This is a genomic window from Paracoccus thiocyanatus (genome assembly GCF_900156255.1).
Lineage (GTDB): Bacteria > Pseudomonadota > Alphaproteobacteria > Rhodobacterales > Rhodobacteraceae > Paracoccus > Paracoccus thiocyanatus.
This window is the reverse complement of record NZ_FTMK01000007.1, coordinates 58,301-74,809: the sequence shown is the minus strand read 5'-3', so window position 1 is coordinate 74,809 and position 16,509 is coordinate 58,301. Positions and strand designations below refer to the sequence as shown.

At 65.0% G+C, this 16,509-nt stretch carries 23 protein-coding genes; 15 read left to right on the top strand and 8 right to left on the bottom strand.

What is annotated here, in order from left to right; translation table 11 throughout:
- Positions 1 to 119: 119 nt before the first annotated feature.
- Both F3H32_RS07235 and F3H32_RS07230 read left to right on the top strand, forming a co-directional pair.
- Positions 120 to 1,130, top strand: coding sequence for a hypothetical protein (locus F3H32_RS07235; RefSeq protein ID WP_188128615.1), 1,011 nt, complete (start codon positions 120 to 122; stop codon positions 1,128 to 1,130).
- 77 nt (positions 1,131 to 1,207) lie between these two features.
- A complete protein-coding gene (locus tag F3H32_RS07230) occupies positions 1,208 to 1,534 on the top strand; it encodes a phage holin family protein (RefSeq protein ID WP_149765249.1) in 327 nt (108 codons plus the stop codon).
- Here the strand turns inward: F3H32_RS07230 and F3H32_RS07225 are convergent.
- Both F3H32_RS07225 and F3H32_RS07220 read right to left on the bottom strand, forming a co-directional pair.
- Positions 1,468 to 1,719 (bottom strand): hypothetical protein, encoded by a 252-nt coding sequence (locus F3H32_RS07225; RefSeq protein WP_149765248.1) that lies wholly within the window; start codon positions 1,717 to 1,719, stop codon positions 1,468 to 1,470. The genes F3H32_RS07230 and F3H32_RS07225 overlap by 67 nt on opposite strands.
- A 58-nt stretch (positions 1,720 to 1,777) precedes the next feature.
- Positions 1,778 to 2,182 (bottom strand): hypothetical protein, encoded by a 405-nt coding sequence (locus F3H32_RS07220; protein WP_223191371.1) that lies wholly within the window; start codon positions 2,180 to 2,182, stop codon positions 1,778 to 1,780.
- A gap of 239 nt (positions 2,183 to 2,421) precedes the next feature.
- Between F3H32_RS07220 and F3H32_RS07215 the strand changes: the two genes are divergently transcribed.
- Together F3H32_RS07215 and F3H32_RS07210 are read left to right on the top strand one after the other, a co-directional pair.
- Complete coding sequence (locus tag F3H32_RS07215; RefSeq protein WP_223191370.1) at positions 2,422 to 3,054, top strand: peptidoglycan recognition protein family protein; 633 nt, start codon at positions 2,422 to 2,424, stop codon at positions 3,052 to 3,054.
- A 10-nt stretch (positions 3,055 to 3,064) separates the two neighbouring features.
- On the top strand, positions 3,065 to 3,460 hold the full coding sequence (locus F3H32_RS07210; RefSeq protein ID WP_149765246.1) for a hypothetical protein: 396 nt from the start codon (positions 3,065 to 3,067) through the stop codon (positions 3,458 to 3,460).
- 115 nt (positions 3,461 to 3,575) lie between these two features.
- On the opposite strand, the gene F3H32_RS07205 is transcribed toward F3H32_RS07210, so the two are convergent.
- On the bottom strand, positions 3,576 to 4,778 hold the full coding sequence (locus F3H32_RS07205; RefSeq protein ID WP_115754593.1) for a Y-family DNA polymerase: 1,203 nt from the start codon (positions 4,776 to 4,778) through the stop codon (positions 3,576 to 3,578).
- A 71-nt stretch (positions 4,779 to 4,849) separates the two neighbouring features.
- Between F3H32_RS07205 and F3H32_RS07200 the strand changes: the two genes are divergently transcribed.
- The 3 genes from F3H32_RS07200 (at position 4,850) to F3H32_RS07190 (ending at position 7,024) form a co-directional block, all read left to right on the top strand.
- A complete protein-coding gene (locus F3H32_RS07200) occupies positions 4,850 to 5,170 on the top strand; it encodes a hypothetical protein (RefSeq protein WP_115754594.1) in 321 nt (106 codons plus the stop codon).
- Between the two features lie 23 nt (positions 5,171 to 5,193).
- Positions 5,194 to 5,466, top strand: coding sequence for a hypothetical protein (locus F3H32_RS07195; protein ID WP_115754595.1), 273 nt, complete (start codon positions 5,194 to 5,196; stop codon positions 5,464 to 5,466).
- Positions 5,467 to 5,641: 175 nt separating this feature from the next.
- Complete coding sequence (locus F3H32_RS07190; protein ID WP_223191369.1) at positions 5,642 to 7,024, top strand: tyrosine-type recombinase/integrase; 1,383 nt, start codon at positions 5,642 to 5,644, stop codon at positions 7,022 to 7,024.
- On the opposite strand, the gene F3H32_RS07185 is transcribed toward F3H32_RS07190, so the two are convergent.
- The 3 genes from F3H32_RS07185 to F3H32_RS07175 are packed head-to-tail and all read right to left on the bottom strand — an operon-like array spanning position 7,021 to position 8,136.
- The gene (locus F3H32_RS07185) at positions 7,021 to 7,284 is read right to left on the bottom strand and encodes a hypothetical protein (RefSeq protein WP_149765245.1); all 264 of its coding nucleotides are present in this window, start codon (positions 7,282 to 7,284) and stop codon (positions 7,021 to 7,023) included. The two genes, F3H32_RS07190 and F3H32_RS07185, sit on opposite strands and share 4 nt — an antisense overlap.
- The gene (locus F3H32_RS07180; RefSeq protein WP_188128614.1) at positions 7,284 to 7,511 is read right to left on the bottom strand and encodes a hypothetical protein; all 228 of its coding nucleotides are present in this window, start codon (positions 7,509 to 7,511) and stop codon (positions 7,284 to 7,286) included. Before F3H32_RS07180 ends, F3H32_RS07185 begins: the two co-directional genes overlap by 1 nt.
- Positions 7,501 to 8,136: a hypothetical protein gene (locus tag F3H32_RS07175; RefSeq protein WP_149765243.1), complete on the bottom strand. Its 636-nt coding sequence runs from the start codon at positions 8,134 to 8,136 to the stop codon at positions 7,501 to 7,503. The genes F3H32_RS07180 and F3H32_RS07175 overlap by 11 nt, the downstream gene beginning before the upstream one ends.
- A 241-nt stretch (positions 8,137 to 8,377) precedes the next feature.
- Here F3H32_RS07175 and F3H32_RS18155 point away from each other — a divergent pair, with 241 nt between their 5' ends.
- The 3 genes from F3H32_RS18155 (at position 8,378) to F3H32_RS07155 (ending at position 10,239) form a co-directional block, all read left to right on the top strand.
- A complete protein-coding gene (locus F3H32_RS18155; protein ID WP_316701641.1) occupies positions 8,378 to 8,722 on the top strand; it encodes a DUF6634 family protein in 345 nt (114 codons plus the stop codon).
- A gap of 109 nt (positions 8,723 to 8,831) precedes the next feature.
- The gene (locus tag F3H32_RS07160; protein ID WP_223191367.1) at positions 8,832 to 9,287 is read left to right on the top strand and encodes a hypothetical protein; all 456 of its coding nucleotides are present in this window, start codon (positions 8,832 to 8,834) and stop codon (positions 9,285 to 9,287) included.
- Positions 9,250 to 10,239: a PLxRFG domain-containing protein gene (locus F3H32_RS07155; protein WP_223191366.1), complete on the top strand. Its 990-nt coding sequence runs from the start codon at positions 9,250 to 9,252 to the stop codon at positions 10,237 to 10,239. The genes F3H32_RS07160 and F3H32_RS07155 overlap by 38 nt, the downstream gene beginning before the upstream one ends.
- 421 nt (positions 10,240 to 10,660) lie before the next feature.
- Here the strand turns inward: F3H32_RS07155 and def are convergent, their stop codons facing one another.
- Positions 10,661 to 11,182, bottom strand: a complete 522-nt coding sequence (def, locus tag F3H32_RS07150; RefSeq protein WP_149765241.1) for a peptide deformylase — start codon at positions 11,180 to 11,182, stop codon at positions 10,661 to 10,663.
- A 78-nt stretch (positions 11,183 to 11,260) separates the two neighbouring features.
- Here def and F3H32_RS07145 point away from each other — a divergent pair, with 78 nt between their 5' ends.
- From F3H32_RS07145 to F3H32_RS07125, 5 genes are all read left to right on the top strand, one after another.
- Positions 11,261 to 12,445, top strand: a complete 1,185-nt coding sequence (locus F3H32_RS07145; protein WP_149765240.1) for a MalY/PatB family protein — start codon at positions 11,261 to 11,263, stop codon at positions 12,443 to 12,445.
- Positions 12,442 to 13,014 carry a L,D-transpeptidase family protein gene (locus F3H32_RS07140; protein WP_149765239.1) on the top strand — a complete coding sequence of 191 codons (573 nt, stop codon included), beginning with the start codon at positions 12,442 to 12,444 and terminating at the stop codon, positions 13,012 to 13,014. Before F3H32_RS07145 ends, F3H32_RS07140 begins: the two co-directional genes overlap by 4 nt.
- A 54-nt stretch (positions 13,015 to 13,068) precedes the next feature.
- Complete coding sequence (locus F3H32_RS07135; protein WP_149765238.1) at positions 13,069 to 14,445, top strand: MATE family efflux transporter; 1,377 nt, start codon at positions 13,069 to 13,071, stop codon at positions 14,443 to 14,445.
- A 30-nt stretch (positions 14,446 to 14,475) separates the two neighbouring features.
- Positions 14,476 to 14,712 (top strand): Lrp/AsnC ligand binding domain-containing protein, encoded by a 237-nt coding sequence (locus F3H32_RS07130; RefSeq protein WP_028713408.1) that lies wholly within the window; start codon positions 14,476 to 14,478, stop codon positions 14,710 to 14,712.
- 110 nt (positions 14,713 to 14,822) lie between these two features.
- Positions 14,823 to 15,926, top strand: a complete 1,104-nt coding sequence (locus F3H32_RS07125; RefSeq protein WP_149765237.1) for a pyridoxal phosphate-dependent aminotransferase — start codon at positions 14,823 to 14,825, stop codon at positions 15,924 to 15,926.
- Between the two features lie 49 nt (positions 15,927 to 15,975).
- On the opposite strand, the gene F3H32_RS07120 is transcribed toward F3H32_RS07125, so the two are convergent.
- The gene (locus F3H32_RS07120) at positions 15,976 to 16,458 is read right to left on the bottom strand and encodes an Lrp/AsnC family transcriptional regulator (RefSeq protein ID WP_149765236.1); all 483 of its coding nucleotides are present in this window, start codon (positions 16,456 to 16,458) and stop codon (positions 15,976 to 15,978) included.
- Between the last annotated feature and the right edge of the window lie 51 nt (positions 16,459 to 16,509).

The window sequence follows — 16,509 nt, the reverse complement described above, 5'->3', positions numbered from 1 at the left end:
GTGATCGAAAATTCTGCATTGTCGCCCGACACTTGGGTGGTCGATCCGCCTTAGCCTTGATCTGATCCGCCCGACCACCTATGCAATAGCTTCCGATCCAAGCAGCAAGGGCTTTTCAAATGCAACGGATTTATGTCACCGGCGGGTCCAACTCCCTTATGAGGAATGGTTGGGTTTCGCGAATGAAAACCGCTTATGAGGATCGTATCGAGGTTGAGAATCTGTCGATCGGCGCGGCTACGTCGTTGATGGCAATTCTCCGGGTAAAGTCAGGCGCAATTCCTGACGGCAGCACTGTCGTTTGGGAGTATGCCCTTAATGAGTCAAATCATTTCAAGAACGGGCAATCAGCCGCGAGCTTGATGTATAATATAGACTGGTTGCTGACTCTTTGCGCAAGAAGGTCGATTAAGGTTGTTCCTCTGATATTCTGGACGAAGGTTGATGCTGAAGTGGCGGAAACTGGTGAGCCCAATCAGTATTATAAAGATCTTTTCGCGCTTTTCGAGAGCAGGGGAATTTCACCGCTGGATTTTGGCGCAAAGGTGAAAGAAATCGCCAGTGCTACGGGCGTCTCAGTTTCTGATATGTATGAAAATGGTCTACACTATGTGACCAGTGAAACAGTGATGGACGCTGTTTGCGAGCTCGTTGTAAGCGCATTGGACTCGGCATCTGTTCCGGAGGAGGCGGAAGGTCTAAAAGGAAAAGACTTGACGCTGATTCATCCTGAATCGGAAGCTGTTGAGAACTTTAAGTCAGGCGCATTTGCCGGAGAATACGCGCCTGTTGTGGATGAATTGCGCATTCCGGCAAACGGCCTGCTCCTCGCTTCTTATGTCGTTGCGTCGCAGAATGGTGGCGGGGTTGAGGTTGCTGTGGATGATCAGCCGCTCAATTCTTACTCTCTGATGACGCCGCAACGTGAGAACCCACCGTTCCGTCTGATCAAGCACCTGGTGCATGCGAACGGTGAGGGTGTTGGAGTTCCGGTGGAGAGCTCCATCACGGTGTCTCGGTATCAGAAGGACGATAAGCCGATTATCCAGAATATGTTCGCCTGGTATCCCAAGAAGGCGCAAGAAGGCGAAAAGGACGATGGGTTCATTTCTGCTCTCGTAGAGGTCTAACGACCTGAGACTGAAAACTAAACAAATGAATTAGCCCCGCCTTGTGCGGGGCTTTTTCTTTGCCAAACGGAGAGACAATGGATACACCGCCTGAACCCGGCCTCATCGAGGCCATGCAGAAACTGATTGGCGGCGCCGGCACGGCGATGGTCGCTGCCGTCGTCGGCCGCCTGATGTGGCATGCCGGCGAGGTCCGGGCCCGCCGCCGCCCGGCCTTCGGGTTGTTCATGATCTGGGAGCTTCCGATGGCCATCGGGATGGCGCTGATCGGTGACGGCGCCGGCGAATACCTGGAACTGACTGACCCGCAGACCGTGGCGCTGATCGCGGTGCTGTCCTACCTCGGCCCGCGCGGCATCTGCGCGGCGCTGGAGCGCTGGTGGGTCAATCGGAAGGCACTGTAGCCCAGCTCTCCCGCCAGCCCCTCCAGCGCGGCAATCGTCGCGTCGTAGCTGTTCCCGGCCTTCGGGAACCGCGCCTTGCGGCTGCGATACCAGCGCAGCCATTTCGGCAGCTCGTCCAGGGGATAGGTCGCGGACCAGATCTCGCCGGTCAGCGTGAAGGTGGTTTCGTCATGCGTCGCTTTCATGGCGGCGTTTTGCGGCGGGGCGCGGGCGGGCGCCAGACTGCCTTAAGCCCAGCCTCTCTCAGTTCGCGAAGGCGTCGATCAGGTTCAGCACCGCGAGGATCTTCCGGGTGCTGCTGTCGACGCGGTAAATCCGGCCATCGTCCCGGTAGTAGTTCCACCCCCGGCGCTGCTCCAGGCCGTACCGGTCCAGATCGCGGATCAACAGGTAATCGCCGATGCGTAGCGTATCGCCGACGCGGGTGCCGTAACGTTTGCCGACCTGACCGGGCGGAATGCAGGGCGGGTTCTTCTTGGCGAGGCCGGGCGGGCAATCGGTTACATAGCGGACCGGCGCGCGGTGGCTGTCCCTGTGGCCGCGGCCGTCGTGATGACGCGCGGACCCGCCTTTGCCATGCCCGCGTCCAGGATCGGCAGCGGCCGGGGCCGAACCAAAGGCGGCAACGGCCAAGGCGGTCAGCAGCATCGGTGCCAGTTTCATCGTTCGTACTCCGCAGAATTCACAGAGCAATATAGCTTTGGCGCGCGCGGCAGTTGCATCACAAAAACATGCGCTGGCGGAAAGCTGCCAGCGAGAACATCCGGGAACAGACCCAGATCGTTTCCGAACCGATCAGTTCAGAATCGGGACCGAACCGCGAATGAACGCGGAACATCCCGCCACGTCGCCCGCCTCGCGCGGGCTTTTTCATTTGGAGAACCGACATGACAGCAGTCATGAACGCGGTGCGCGCGCGGCAGGCGCGCTGCGCCGCCCTGGGCTTTTGGCCCGGACCCATCGACGGAATCGACGGCCCGCGCACCCGCGCCGCCTATGCCGCAGCGATCGAGGCGCAGCGGGCGCGGGGTCTACCGTTCCAGCATCCGACGGGGATCACGCGCATCCACTGGCACTGGACCGCGGGCGGCTATAGCCCGAACGCCGTGGACCTGCGGTCCTATCACGCGCTGATCGATGGCGAGGGCAAGATCCGCTGGCCGGTCGATCCGACCACCTCGCGCTCGCACACGCTCAACGCAAACGGCGGCGCCATCGGGCTGTCGATCTGCGCCATGGCCGGGGCTCAGGAGCGGCCGTTTGCCTGGGGCAAAGCGCCGATCACGCCGGCGCAGGTCTCGGCCCTCGCGCGCGAGACCGCGCGGCTGTGCCGGACCTATGACATCCCGGTCTCGCGCTGGTCCACGCTGTCGCATGCCGAGGTGCAGCCCACCCTCGGCGTGGTGCAGCGCAGTAAATGGGACATCACGGTCCTGCCGGGCATGTCGGCGCCGGCCGATCCGATCACCGTCGGCGACCGCCTGCGCGACCTGGTCGCGCGCGAGTTTTCCACCTACTGAGGAGCATCACATGCAATCCATCATCAACGCGGCCGCGCCGCATCTGCTCGAACTGCTCGGCCTGGCGATCACCGGGGTCATCGGCTGGGCCGCGGCCGCCGCGCGCCGCAAATGGGGCATCGACATCGAGGCGAGCCACCGCGAGGCGCTGCATTGGGCGCTTTATACGGCGGCGCAACTGGCCATCAAGCACGAGCTGACCGGCAAGGCCGCGGTGGACCTGGTGCTGGAATATGCGCGGCGCAGCGTGCCTGATGCGATCGGCAATCTGAAGCCCTCGGCCGAGGTGCTGACAGATCTGGCGCGTGCAAAGCTGGAGGAGGTCGCGGCCGAGAAGGTGAAGGGTGCGACTGGCGATGCCGTCGACCGGCTCGCGGATGCGCTGCGTCGAGCTGCGGGGGTATAGAGGTGACGGCGCTGCCAACCGCGCCGGGTGCCGCGCCGTCGCGCGCATAGTTGCGCGGCCGGGCCGGCCTCCGTAAAAAACGGCATCTCGGCTCGGTGGCCCTCCGTACCGTCGTTTAGCCACGCTCGAAAAACCCCGGATGCGGCCGGTTGATCCCGAACTGGATGGTGCCTTGTCCGAATCGCTGATTGATGAAGTCCGCCGCGACTGAAGCCCGCTCGCCGGCCGTCATCTCGCCTGGGGCGACCGGCTTGAGCAGGTCGCCGGTGCGCGCGGTCAGGAAGTCCACGTCGCCCAGATGCACGCCTATGGCCGCGAGCTTGCGGCCCCGGATGTACGGCCAGGCACGCCGCCAGAGCGCCCGGTTCATCCGCATGAACTCCAGCGTGTCCTGCGTCGCCGCGCAGCGCACCGACCGCGCCCACGGCGGCGCGCCCATCGGTGACAGATGCAGCGCGAAACTGCCCGCGACGCGCGCCTCCCGTCGCAGCCGCGCGGCCGCCTTCTCGATCAGCCATCGCGACACCAGATAGGCCTCGGCGGGGGCGCGGAATTCCGGCGCCAGCACCTTCGAGTTGCCAAAGCCACCACGCCGCGTCTTGACCAGCGGGATGGGCTCGCCCTGCAAGGACCGGACGAAGCGCTCTCCCTCGACCGATCGCCAGATGGCGCGCGCGTGGCGCGGGTCGAGGCGGCACAGCGACACCATGTCCCGCACGCCGGCCGCCTCCAGCCGGGTGCGCATCGAGCGCGAGATGCCCGGCAGATCGTCCAGCGCCAGGTCCGCGATCCGGCCGGGCATGTTGTCGGGCCCGAGGTGCTGGCAGCCGTCCGGCTTCTCAAGCTTCCCTGCGATCTTGGCCAGCAGGTGATTCGGCCCGATCCCGGCCGAGAACCGCAGGCATACGCCGACCTCGGCCGCCACCGCGGACTTGAGCCGTGCGACCAGCGCGCGGGCACCGTCCAACTCGGTGGCCTCGCCAGAGAGGACGATCTGAAATTCATCCACCGAGCGGATGCGCTCCAGTTCGGCATACCGGTCCAGCACGGCCGCGACGCGCAGGTTGAAGCGGACATAGAGCCGGTGACGCGAAGGCAGGAAGACGATGCCGGGACAGAGTGATCGTGCGTCGGGTACGCTGGTGCCGGTCTTCACCCCGAAAGCCTTGGCCTCATACGAGGCCGCGACACAGCAGCCCTTCTCATTCTCCATGGCGGTGATGGCAACCGGCTGGCCGCGAATCGCGGGGTTCAGCTGCTGCTCGACGCTCGCGAAGAAGCTGTTCATGTCGATGTATAGCGTGCGGAACGGGCCCATTCTCTAGATCCTGCGGATGTTCATCGGGCCGTTAATGTTCTACTTATGTTCTCATCAGGCAAGAGGGCGAAATGGACAGGAAGCAACAGCTCGGCAACGTCTCATTCGGCGGCGCGTGGTCGGAACAGATCGCCGATGACGAGGCGCTGGCACTGGCCATGGCGCGCCTCGATGGCGCTGTCATCGACACGATGAACGACGACCTGCGGGGTGATCCTGAACTGGAGGGGGCGCTGGCGCGTACTGCTGCTGCGCACCCGAAAGGCCCGATGCTGGCCAAGGCCTGGAGCAAAGCCCTTGCTATGCCCAATCCCGGCCTGCGCTCGGCCGAGCTTCAGCGGATCGCCACGGCACTAAGGGCCGGCATTGGCGTTAGGCTTCCGGGACGCTGATTTTCACGATGGGAGGACGTGCTGTGTGGGATGTGAAAGGCTACGGCCCCGAGGATGCCGAGGAGGATCTGGTACGCAGCTATATCGCGGAAGCTTTCCCGGATGCCCTGATCGTCGATCTGCTCCAGCGCGAGGACGGCTGGTGGGGCGCCCAGCTCAGGCACCCTGGCGATAAGAGCGACCATTGGAAGTGCGTCAGGACGGCGCCAGTCGAGGATGGAGAGTATCTGGCAATCCGGATCGAAGGGCATCCGCCGTTGACGCGGTTGAGGGACTTCCAGACCGCCAGACGGTGATACAATCCTCTGCGCAACCTATTGATTTCTTCCGGAATGATTTTGTATCATCATCCCTCTTTGATGATTGAAAGTTAAAGATTAGTTCGGTTCCTCACCGTCCGCCAATTTCCCCATTTTCTCGCCCCTTAAAGACTTGAAAACTAAGGGATTCATCCGTTGCCTCCTGCAATGGGTGCCGAAATCGGCTTGTATTGCACCACTTTTTGCACCACATTTTGTCGCACGTCAACCTTGCTTTCTGGACGATCTGGCGCAATATGGCGGCATGAAAAAGATCACTCCGACCCTGCGCGGCGATACCTATTATCTGCGGAAGCGGGTGCCGATCCGGTATTCGGTGATCGAGCATAAGGAACTGGTCCACATATCGCTGGCGACAGACAGCTTCGACGTTGCCCGCCGGAAGGCCCCGGAGGTCTGGGCGCAGATGATCGAGGCTTGGGAGGCCAAGCTGGACGGCCACGACACGGAGGGCGAGGCGCGGATGAAGGCGGCGCGGAACCTGGCGCAACGGCGGGGTTATCGCTATCTGGACGCGCCAGAGGTTGCACGGTTGCCGCTTGAAGAAATCCTGAAGCGCGTCGAATCTATCGTGGACAAACGCGGCCGGCTCGACATGAAGGAAGCCGAGGCTGCGCTTGGGCTGGTCCCAACCCCGGCGCTGACGGTTTCCCAAGCCTATGATGAATTTTACCGGGTGGCGGGCGACCGGATCGTCGGAAAGAGCCCGGATCAGCTGCGGCGCCACAAGGCCCCGCGCTTGAAGGCCACGAACAATTTCATCGCCGTGATCGGGAACAAGCAGCTTGCGGATGTGACCACTGACGACATGTTCGCTTTCCGGGCGAAATGGCTGGAACGGGTCGCGGCGGGCGAGGTGAAGGCGGAATCGGCCAACAAGGACTTCATCTATCTCGGCGCGATGTGGCGCGCTGTCGCGCAGGCCAAGGGTATAGCCCTTCGTTTCGATACGGACGGGCTGGCGCTTTCGGCCAGCAAGGGCAAGAAGGCGACCCGGCCGCCGTTCAGCGATAAATGGATCAAGGAAAAGCTGCTGGCTCGTGACGCCCTGAGCGGCTTGAACATCGAGGCCCGCACTATCCTGCTGGTCATGGTCAACACCGGCGCGCGGCCGTCCGAAATTGCAGGCTTGCTGCCCGAGGAAATCCGGCTGGATGGAAAGGTGCCGCACATCATCATCCAGCCCAACGCGAACCGGCACCTGAAGAACCGACACAGCGAGCGGTATATCCCGCTGACCGGCGTGAGCATTGAGGCGATTCGGGCCATGCCAGGCGGCTTCCCGACCTATGCGCAGAAAAGCGCGACCCTTAGCGCGACGGTGAACAAGTTCCTGGCCGAGAACGGGCTGCTCGAAACGGAGCAACATTCCATGTATTCGCTCAGGCATGCCTTCGAGGACCGGATGCTGACGGCGGGGATAGACGAGCGCATCAGGCGCGACCTCATGGGCCACGGTCTGAAGCGCGAGAGATACGGCAAGGGCTCGGACATGGAGCATGTCCACGGCCTGCTGCTGCCGCTGGCGCTCTAGCCCCGGTGGGCGCGCAACGCCTTTGCCAGGTTCATCACGCCCGCAATTCCCGCCGCTTCTGCCGCGACATGCTGTTCGCAGGCCGTCAGCATCTTGTCGATCTCGCGAGTATCGCCGCCGGCGGCGCGGGCAATGGATCGACCAAGCATCGTGGCCAAGCCTTCAATCACCGCGCCCGCCCGGTCGAGATCGCCATCTTTCATTGCTGCGTTCATTTCAGGGCCGCAAAGCGTAACCAGTTGGTCGAAGAACTCGGCCATCAGTTCGCTTTCCTGGCCTGCGCCAGCGCGCGGGCGCGGGCGCGGGGATCATCCATGCGCCTGGCCGCCATCTCGGCACGAGCCGCCAGCAATTCGGCATCCAGCCGCTCGAAGATCGGCAGAGCGGCAATGTCCTGTTCCACCACGCGAGCCAGGATCAGATGCGCCCGCTCCAGATCGGCCATGAAAGCCGGGCTGATCCGCTGCGGGGTTCCATCAAGAGGCATCAATCCTTCCCGACAGGGCGCGCAGGGCGGCTTCGAGCGCGTGCATCAGGTCGCTATGGACGATGTAGCACATCTCACCGTCATCAGCCTCAATGCCGTCTTTACGGCCATGCCCGGCGCGGTAGGTGGTGCTGGCTCCGTCGAGCAGTTCGCGCGCCGCTTCTACGACCGTCTCACTGGGCTGCGGGGCTGGCGTCAGGGCGGCAATCTCGATTTGAAGGTCAGAAATCAGCTTGCCCTGTGCAAAGCATTTCCAGCCGATTGTTTTCTTGGTCAGCCGATCTCGCTCTGCTGTCCACGCTTTCTGGACTTGCTCAACCGTCAGCCCTGCCTCGCAGGACCGCGCCTCCTGCACGTCCCCGCCGCGCTCGGGTGGGTGGGCGTAGAGGGGTGTCCATCGATCATGAGTCGCTCGGCCAATGCCGGCGATTAGGTGGACATGCATGGCCGTCTCTGGGTCCAGCTCCGTGCCGGTGGCGGTAAGCATCTCGATCTGCTCCAGAGCAGAGACAAGATCGTCTTGGGTGATGTGCGCCAGCCGCGGCGCTTCCTCGGCCGGGCCCTGCCAGGTGCTGCGGCCGATCTCAACCGAGACATGCCGTGACCTGATTATCGCACGGGGCACGGTTGTTTCTCAAGAGGGGAGTGGCGGTTCCCAGGCGACAGCGGCCGTTTCCCCAGCGTTGCGGCGGAGGCGCTTGCGGCAATCGGGTTCGATCCGGCTACGGGCCAACAGATTGAACCGAAACGGCCAAAGGCCGAGAGTTGACAACTAGCATAACAGCGATCACATCGTCACCCATCTGTGAGAGGGTTGTGATGTTTACGAAAATTGGAAAAATGGCGGCCGTCTTGGCGGTCGCAGGCTGCGCGACAACTTCGGTTACGCCCGTTGCGAAGAACAAGCTCACCCGCTCCTCGGCACTGCGAGCATCACCACCTCGCAGCTCGTCGGGATCGATCCCGAGGCCGGCTGGGCACGAACCGCGTCAAGATGGTATCGGCTCGGCCGATCCATCGACGCCCTCGAGGCGGAATTGGCGGAATCCCTGAACGGGAAGAACACTGAGGCCGACGTCATCCGGTTCACCCTTCCCGGTTTCATCAACATCGACGATCCCGCGCTTCTGGCGCAACTGCTGGCCGAATATATCAAGCGGGTGCGCAAGATCGACGCGGCGGACCGGGCCGCCTCCGGGAAGGAGGAGTAAAAATGCACTGGTTCACCGCCGATCCGCATTATGGCCATGATCGGATCATCGGTTTCTGCGACCGTCCGTTCCCGGATGTGGCCGCGATGAACGCCCACTTGTTGGCCGAATGCCGAGCCCGGGTCCAGCCAATCGGGCGCAGGGTTTCTATGTCTACCGCGAAGGCCGCCTGATCCAGGATGGCGGATGGCTGGATGTCTTCGGCTTTCCCGAACCACATACATCACTGCTGCGCATCGAGTTCGATTTCGGCCACGCGCTTGACGAAGCGTTCAGGATCGACGTGAAGAAGTCGCGCATCCTGTTCCATCCCGACCTGGAAGAGGGCCTGCGCAAACTGTTGCAGCCTGTCTATCGCGAGGCCGGGCAGCGCTATCGCCGCACAAATCGCGACGATGCCAACACCAGACAGACGGTCGACCACAGCAGCGCGAACAAGAACATCGCAGGCACCGGCAACACCGCCAAGCCGCAGGTGGCCTCGATCGATTCCGCTACGCAGACGGCAGAGATATCCAACAACCACGGTGACCTGCCACGGGATTTTTCCTCCACGCTCGATTAGCGTCCGCCCCACCTTGAGGACGGACAATGAAGCGAACGAGATTCACGGACGAGCAGATCCACGCTTCCTGTCCGACGTCGAGGGCTTGCTGATGGAGGCCGGCGCGTCGCGCGAGATGATGGACGCGGTGTGGCAGCGCTGGCTGGAAACCCTGCCGGACCAGTCGATGCGCACCAGCCGCATCCACCGCAAGAACCGGCTGGGCTTCAACCAGGATGCGATCCGCGCCTTCTCGTCGGCCATGTTCCACGGCGCGCACCAGACCGCGCGCCTGCGCTACGGCACCCAGATGGAAGAATCGCTGGCAGTGGCCGAGGAACAGGCAAAATCAGCGCCCGATCCGAACCGGGCCGGTTTCGTGGTGCGCGAGATGAAGCAGCGCCATGCCTTCACCATGTCACCGACCAACAACCAGTGGGTGACAAAGGCCACGACCATGGCGTTCGTCTGGTCTCTTGCGGCGAACCCGGCTGCGGCCGCGATCAACCTGACGCAGACCACCGTCGTCGGGGTGCCGCTGATGTCGGCGCGCTACAGGAAAGCGGGCGTCTCGGGCGTGACGCGGGCCCTGGCGCGCGCGTCGCGCGACTTCATGCGCGGGCAGGGAAAGGTCGCAAAGCAGGTCAAGGGCGTGCCCGTCTGGACCGATACCTGGAGCGCGGAGAACTCGGCCACCCTGTCCGGCGAAGAGCGGCGTGCCATGCAGCAGGGCTATGAATTGGGCGTGATCGACAAGACCCAGGCCCATGATCTGGCGTCGGTGGCGGATTCCGGGATCGAGCAGCGCGGCGCGCTTGTCCTCGTATTCGGCCACCAGTTCGGTGATGCTCAGAGTGGCGCGCTTCGTCGCGACCTCGGCGCCGAGGCGCGCGGCGACGGCCGCAGGCGACTGGCCGGGATAGACCGCGCGGCCCCGGACGGCGCGGTCGCAGATCACCACCGCGACGGGTAGTTCCCCGCGGCGGTTCGGGCGTTCCGCCATCGAGAGTTCGGTTCCCTGGCGGTGCGTGATATGCTGGGGTAGGGCGCGCGCTACGGGGACCTTACGACCCGCGATTGCGGCGCATTCTGCACCACAAAAAATGCGGCACGCGAATCTTGCAGTGCGTTGTTTTTGCTGATATTTGTTGATAAATTACGGACTCACCGTCCGCCACCGCCCCAAGCAGCCCCACCATCGCGCCCTTAGCGGCCCGGACCCGGATCGCGCGATGCGGACCTTGCCCGCGGCGGCCTCATTGTCGCGCTTGCGCGGGAGCAGGCCGGCCTGCCGGTCGGGCCCATCACCCAGGCGAAACGATAACGTACGCCAAAGCGGCCGGGTTCATGGCCGGCGCGGCGGCCTTGGCTGGCATGGACCAGGACGGGACCCGCTAGGCCCGTCCGCGTTCGCGTTTCAGCTTGACCATCTTGCGGGTGATCATCTGCCGCTTGATCGGGCTCAGGTAATCCAGGAACAGCTTGCCGTCCAGGTGGTCGATCTCGTGCTGGGCGCAGGTGGCCCAGAGCCCGTCGAACTCGCGTTCCTGCGTCTTGCCGTCAAGGCCCAGCCAGTGCACGCGCACCTGGGCCGGGCGGGTCACGTCGGCATATTGCTCGGGGATGGACAGGCAGCCTTCCTCATAGGTGTTCAGCGCCTCGGACCGCCAGGTGATCTCGGGGTTGACCATGACGATGGGATTGCGCGGGGCCTCGGGGTCCTTTTCGCAATCCATGACGTAAAGCCGCGACAGCACGCCCACCTGCGGCGCGGCCAGGCCCACGCCCGGCGCGTCATACATGGTGGCCAGCATGTCGGCGGCCAGGGTCTCGACCTCGGGGGTGATGCGGGCTACCGGCTCGCAGGGCTTCTTCAGCCGCGGATCGGGGTGGAGGATGATGCTGCGCAATGTCATGCCCGTGATCTAGGGCAAGGCTTGGCCTTGCGCAACAAGCCGCTATGCTGCGCCGGAACGGAAAAACGAGGGGGAACCATGACCCGGCCCGATTTCGACGAGATCATCGACCGCACCGGCACCGCCTGTTCGAAATGGGACGACATGCAGGCGGCCTATGGCGTCTCGCCCCAGGACGGGATCGCGATGTGGGTTGCGGATATGGATTTCCGCCCGCCAGCAGCCGTCCAGCGCGCGGTCGAGGCGATGGCGGCCCATGGCATCTATGGCTATCCCGGCGCCAATGCCGCCTATACAGAGGCGATCCGCTGGTGGATGGACAGCCGTCACGGCTGGCAGATCCAGCCGGACTGGATCCTGTCGGCGCATGGGCTGGTCAACGGCACGGCGGTCTGCGTCGATGCCTTTACCCAGCCGGGCGACCGGGTGATCCTCATGACCCCGGTCTATCACGCCTTTGCCCGCGTCATCCGCGCCGCAGGCCGCGAGGTGGCCGAGTTTCCGCTGGCCATGCAGGACGGGCAGTACCGCATGGACTGGGAAAACTGGCAAAAGCTGCTGACCGGGCGCGAGCGGATGCTGATCCTGTGTTCGCCCCACAACCCCGGCGGACGGGTCTGGAGCGCCGAGGAATTGCGCCAGGTCGCCGATTTCTGCGCCGCCCATGACCTGATCCTGGTCTCGGACGAGATCCACCATGACCTGGTCCTGCCTGGCAGCCCGCGCCATTCCGTGCTGGCGACCGTGGCGCCGGATGCCGCGCCGCGGTTGGTGACGCTGAGCGCGGCCACCAAGACCTTCAACATCGCTGGCGCCCATATCGGCAACCTGATCGTCGCTGACGAGCAGTTGCGCAAGCGCCTGCAAACCCGCCTGGCGGCCCAGGGCATCTCGCCCGGCCTGTTCGGGCCGGGCATGGTCGCCGCCGCCTATTCCCCCGAGGGGGCGGCCTGGGTCGATGCGCTGCTGGCCTATCTGGACGGCAACCGGCGGCTGTTCGACCAGGGGGTGGATGCGATTCCCGGCCTGCGCTCGATGCCCTTGCAGGCGACCTACCTGGCCTGGGTGGATTTCTCGGGCACCGGCATGGAGGGGCCTGCGTTCACCCGCCGCGTCGAGCAGGGCGCCCGCATCGCCGCCAACCATGGCGGCACCTTCGGCAGCGGCGGCGAGGATTTCCTGCGCTTCAACCTGGCCACGCCGCGGGCGCGGGTGGCCGAGGCGGTGGCGCGGCTGCAAGAGGCGTTCCGCGACCTGCAATGAACCGGCTTGGCGGATTTTTCGCGGCGCTGTGCCTGCTGGCCGCGCTTTGGGCGCTGTGGATGCTTTGGTCGCCGGCGCCGGGTCCGCTGGGGCCGCCGCGGCCGAGCGTCGAATATCGCCCGTCCAAGGGGGAGGCCGGTCAGATCGCCTCGCCCGTGCGGCGCATCCTGGTCGAGAAGGCCGCGCGGCGCATGACCGTCTGGCAGCAGGACGGACCGCCCCGGACCTTTCGCATCGCGCTGGGCTTCGCGGCCCAGGGCGACAAGCTGCGCGAAGGGGACGGCCGCACCCCCGAGGGCGTCTTTCGCATCGACAGGCTGAACCGGCAAAGCGCCTATCACCTGTCGCTGGGCATCGACTATCCGCAGCCCCGCCACCGCAAGGCGGCGCGCGCCCAGGGCGTCAGCCCCGGCGGCGACATCATGATCCACGGCCAGCCGAACCGGCTGCCCCAGGGCCATCGGCTCAGCGGCGATTGGACCGCCGGCTGCATCGCCGTCGGCAATGCCGAGATCGAGGAAATCTTCGCCCATGCCCGCATCGGCACCGAGGTCGAGATCCGGCCCTGACCGGCGGCCTGTATGGCACCTTGCCGCAGCCGCTGGCCGCGGCTAAGGCAAGGCATGATGTCCAGCCGCTATACCCCCCATTTGCGCGCGACGCTTGCGCTTGGCCTGCCGCTGGTCGGCAGCCACCTGGCGCGCATGACGATCCATGTCGCCGATACGGTCATGATCGGCTGGTATGGCGTGGCCGAACTGGCGGCGCTGGTCATCGCCGTGTCCTTCTTCAACATCCTGTTCTTCCTGGGCATGGGGTTCGGCATCGGCGTGATGGGGCTGATCGCCGCCGCCATCGCGCGCGGCGACGAGGTCGAGGTGCGCCGCTCGGCCCGCATGGCGCTGTGGCTGTCCATCGGCTTTGCCGTGGCGGTGATCCCGGCCCTGTGGCATTCCGAGCCGATCCTGCTGGCCATCGGGCAAGAGCCGGTGGTGGCGCGGCTGGCGCAGGATTACCTGCGCATCGCCGGCTTCGGGCTGATCGCGGTGCTGTGCCAGTTGACGCTGAACAGCTATCTGGCGGCGATGGAGCGGACGCAGGTGGTGCTGTGGATCACCCTGGCCGGGCTGCCGCTGGTCATCGTGCTGAACTGGCTGCTGATCTTTGGCAATCTGGGGGCGCCGGAACTGGGGGTGCGGGGCGCCGCCATCGCTGCCGTGGCGGTGCAGTTCACCCAGCTTGCGGCGATCGCCGCCTATGCGGCCTGGCTGCCCGATGCGCGCAAGTTCCACCTGTTCCAGCGTTTCTGGCGCCCTGACTGGCCGGGGATGCGGACGGTCTTCGTGCTGGGCCTGCCCATCGGCCTGACCATGCTGGCCGAAGGCGGGCTGTTCGTCGGCTCGAACGTGATGATGGGCTGGATCGGCACGCGCGAACTGGCGGCGCATGGCATCGCGCTGCAACTCGCCTCACTAACTTTCATGCTGCATCTGGGCATGTCGAACGCCGCCACCGTGCGCATCGGCCAGGCCAAGGGACGGGGCGACGCGGCCTGGATGCGCGACGCGGGCGTGACGGTGACGGTGGTCTCGGCCGTCATCGCGGCGCTGGCGGTCGCGGGGTTCGAGCTGTTCCCGCGCCCGCTGGTCGGGCTTTACCTGGACGCCAGCGCCCCCCAGACGCCGGCCATCATCGAGATCGCCGCGGGGCTGTTGTTCTATGCCGGGCTGTTCCAGTTGATGGACGCGATGCAGGTGATCGCGCTGGGGCTTTTGCGCGGGGTGCAGGACACCCGCGTGCCCATGGTGATCGCCGGGATCAGCTATTGGCTGGTGGGCATGCCGGTGGCATACGGCCTGGCCTTTCCGGCCGGGCTGGGACCGGCGGGCCTGTGGCTGGGACTTCTGGCCGGGCTGAGCCTGGCGGCGCTGCTGCTGATGCGCCGCTTCTGGCGCGGGCTGGCGCGCGGGGACTGGACCGGCCAGCCTGCGGCGGGCTAGTCTGGCGCTGCAGAAGTCAGGAGGTCCGCCATGCGCCCGGTTTTCGTCCAGTTCCGTTGTTCGCCCGGCAAGACCTATGAGGTCGCCGACGCGATCTACGACCGCGAGATCGTGAGCGAGCTTTACTCGACCTCGGGCGATTACGACCTTTTGGCCAAGATCTATGTGCCCGAGGACCAGGATGTCGGGCATTACCTGTCCGAAAAGCTGTTCGACATCCCGCATATCGTGCGGACGCTGACCACGATCACCTTCAAGGCCTTTTAAGGGGGGCTTTGCCCCCGCGCGTTCCGCGCTCCCCCAGGATATTTGGACACGAAAGAAGCGCCGGCATGGATGCCCTTGCGCAAGCCCGGTCTTTGGGCTTCTTTGGCGCCATGACACGCTTTCGCTTTGCGCCCATCCCGGCCGCGCTGCCCGCCACGGTTCCCTTTACCGGCCCCGAGACGCTGGAGCGCCGCCGCGGCGCGCCTTTCCTGGCCCGGCTCGGCGCCAATGAGAACGGCTTCGGCCCCTCGCCCAGGGCTGTGGCGGCGATGGCGCGGGCGGCGGCCGAGGTCTGGAAATACGCCGATCCCGACAGCCACGACTTGCGCCATGCGCTGGCCGCGCATCACGGTGTCGGGCCGCAAAACATCATGATCGGCGAGGGGATCGACGGGCTTCTGGGTCTTCTGGTCCGGCTGATGGTCGCGCCGGGCGAAACGGTGGTCAGTTCCGACGGCGCCTATCCGACCTTTCACTATCATGTCGCGGGGTTCGGCGGCCGGTTGGTGAAGGTGCCCTATCGCAAGGATGCCGAGGATCCCGAGGCGCTGATCGCCGCCGCGCGCCGGACCGGGCCGCGTCTGGTCTATCTGGCCAATCCCGACAACCCGATGGGCAGTTGGCACCGGGGCGCGCGGATCGAGGCGATGCTGGACGATCTGCCCCAGGGCAGCCTGCTGGTGCTGGACGAGGCCTATGCCGAATTCGCCCCCGCCGACGCGATGCCACGGATCGACCCCGAGGATGCGCGCGTGATCCGCTTTCGCACCTTTTCCAAGGCTTATGCCATGGCGGGCGCGCGGGTCGGCTATGCCATCGGTCCGGCGGAACTGATCGCCGGCTTCGACCGTATCCGCAATCATTTCGGCATCAACCGCATGGCCCAGATCGGCGCCCTGGCGGCGCTGGAGGATCGCGACTGGCTGGCCCATCTTCTGGCCGAGACCGGCGCGGCCCGCGCCCGGCTTGCCGCGATCGCGGGCGAGAACGGGCTGACGGCGCTGCCCTCGGCCACGAATTTCGTGGCGATCGACTGCGGGCGCGACGGCGCCTTTGCCGGCGCTTTGCTGGAAGGGTTGGCGCAGCACGGCATCTTCGTGCGCATGCCCGGCGTCGCCCCCCTGGACCGCTGTATCCGCGTCTCTTGCGGGCCGCGGGCGGAACTCGACGCCTTTGCCCAGGCGCTGCCCAGGGTTCTCAAGGCGCTGGCCTGACCGTTTCACCGTTTCACAAATACTCCTGCGGCCGCGCCGCCTGCGCGGGTCAGTCGAGGGGTAGCGCCGTGGTCGCCTTCAACTCCTCCATCGACAGAAGCGCGGTGACGTTGTGGATGCGCACCTCGGCGATCAGCGCCTGGTAGAAGCGGTCATAGGCCCGCGCATTGCGCACCCGCACCTTCAGGATATAGTCGATGTCGCCGGCCAGGCGATGCGCCTCGATCACCTCGGGGCGGGCGCGCACCGCGGCCAGGAAGCGGCGCGCCCAGTCCGGGTCGTGTTCGCTGGTGCGCACCAGCACGAAGAAGCAGGCGTCGAGCCCCAGCGCATCGGGGTCGAGCAGCGCCACCTGGCCGCGGATCACCCCGGCCTCGCGCAGCTTGCGAATCCGGTTCCAGACCGGCGTCTTGGACGCGCTGACCCGCACCGCGATGTCGTCCAGCGACAGCGTCGCGTCCTCTTGCAGCAGGGACAGGATTTTGCGGTCGGTATCGTCCAGCCGGATGGGAGTTTGCCTGTTATCGCTCATCGTGAAACCTGGTCCTTGCTGCGCCGCTGTCTTGCGGAGATGTTTCTTATT

Coding starts and splice junctions, on each gene's coding strand:
- F3H32_RS07215 (WP_223191370.1), top strand. CDS start 2,422: ATGACAGCAGTCATGAACGCGGTGCGCGCGCGGCAGGCGCGCTGCGCC.
- F3H32_RS07220 (WP_223191371.1), bottom strand. CDS start 2,182: ATGCTGCTGACCGCCTTGGCCGTTGCCGCCTTTGGTTCGGCCCCGGCC.
- F3H32_RS07205 (WP_115754593.1), bottom strand. CDS start 4,778: ATGGGCCCGTTCCGCACGCTATACATCGACATGAACAGCTTCTTCGCG.
- F3H32_RS07160 (WP_223191367.1), top strand. CDS start 8,832: ATGCCGAGCCCGGGTCCAGCCAATCGGGCGCAGGGTTTCTATGTCTAC.
- F3H32_RS07185 (WP_149765245.1), bottom strand. CDS start 7,284: ATGGCCGAGTTCTTCGACCAACTGGTTACGCTTTGCGGCCCTGAAATG.
- F3H32_RS07200 (WP_115754594.1), top strand. CDS start 4,850: ATGGACAGGAAGCAACAGCTCGGCAACGTCTCATTCGGCGGCGCGTGG.
- F3H32_RS07125 (WP_149765237.1), top strand. CDS start 14,823: ATGACACGCTTTCGCTTTGCGCCCATCCCGGCCGCGCTGCCCGCCACG.
- F3H32_RS07130 (WP_028713408.1), top strand. CDS start 14,476: ATGCGCCCGGTTTTCGTCCAGTTCCGTTGTTCGCCCGGCAAGACCTAT.
- F3H32_RS07230 (WP_149765249.1), top strand. CDS start 1,208: ATGGATACACCGCCTGAACCCGGCCTCATCGAGGCCATGCAGAAACTG.
- F3H32_RS07225 (WP_149765248.1), bottom strand. CDS start 1,719: ATGAAAGCGACGCATGACGAAACCACCTTCACGCTGACCGGCGAGATC.
- F3H32_RS07135 (WP_149765238.1), top strand. CDS start 13,069: ATGATGTCCAGCCGCTATACCCCCCATTTGCGCGCGACGCTTGCGCTT.
- F3H32_RS07120 (WP_149765236.1), bottom strand. CDS start 16,458: ATGAGCGATAACAGGCAAACTCCCATCCGGCTGGACGATACCGACCGC.
- F3H32_RS07210 (WP_149765246.1), top strand. CDS start 3,065: ATGCAATCCATCATCAACGCGGCCGCGCCGCATCTGCTCGAACTGCTC.
- def (WP_149765241.1), bottom strand. CDS start 11,182: ATGACATTGCGCAGCATCATCCTCCACCCCGATCCGCGGCTGAAGAAG.
- F3H32_RS07145 (WP_149765240.1), top strand. CDS start 11,261: ATGACCCGGCCCGATTTCGACGAGATCATCGACCGCACCGGCACCGCC.
- F3H32_RS07235 (WP_188128615.1), top strand. CDS start 120: ATGCAACGGATTTATGTCACCGGCGGGTCCAACTCCCTTATGAGGAAT.
- F3H32_RS07180 (WP_188128614.1), bottom strand. CDS start 7,511: ATGCCTCTTGATGGAACCCCGCAGCGGATCAGCCCGGCTTTCATGGCC.
- F3H32_RS07140 (WP_149765239.1), top strand. CDS start 12,442: ATGAACCGGCTTGGCGGATTTTTCGCGGCGCTGTGCCTGCTGGCCGCG.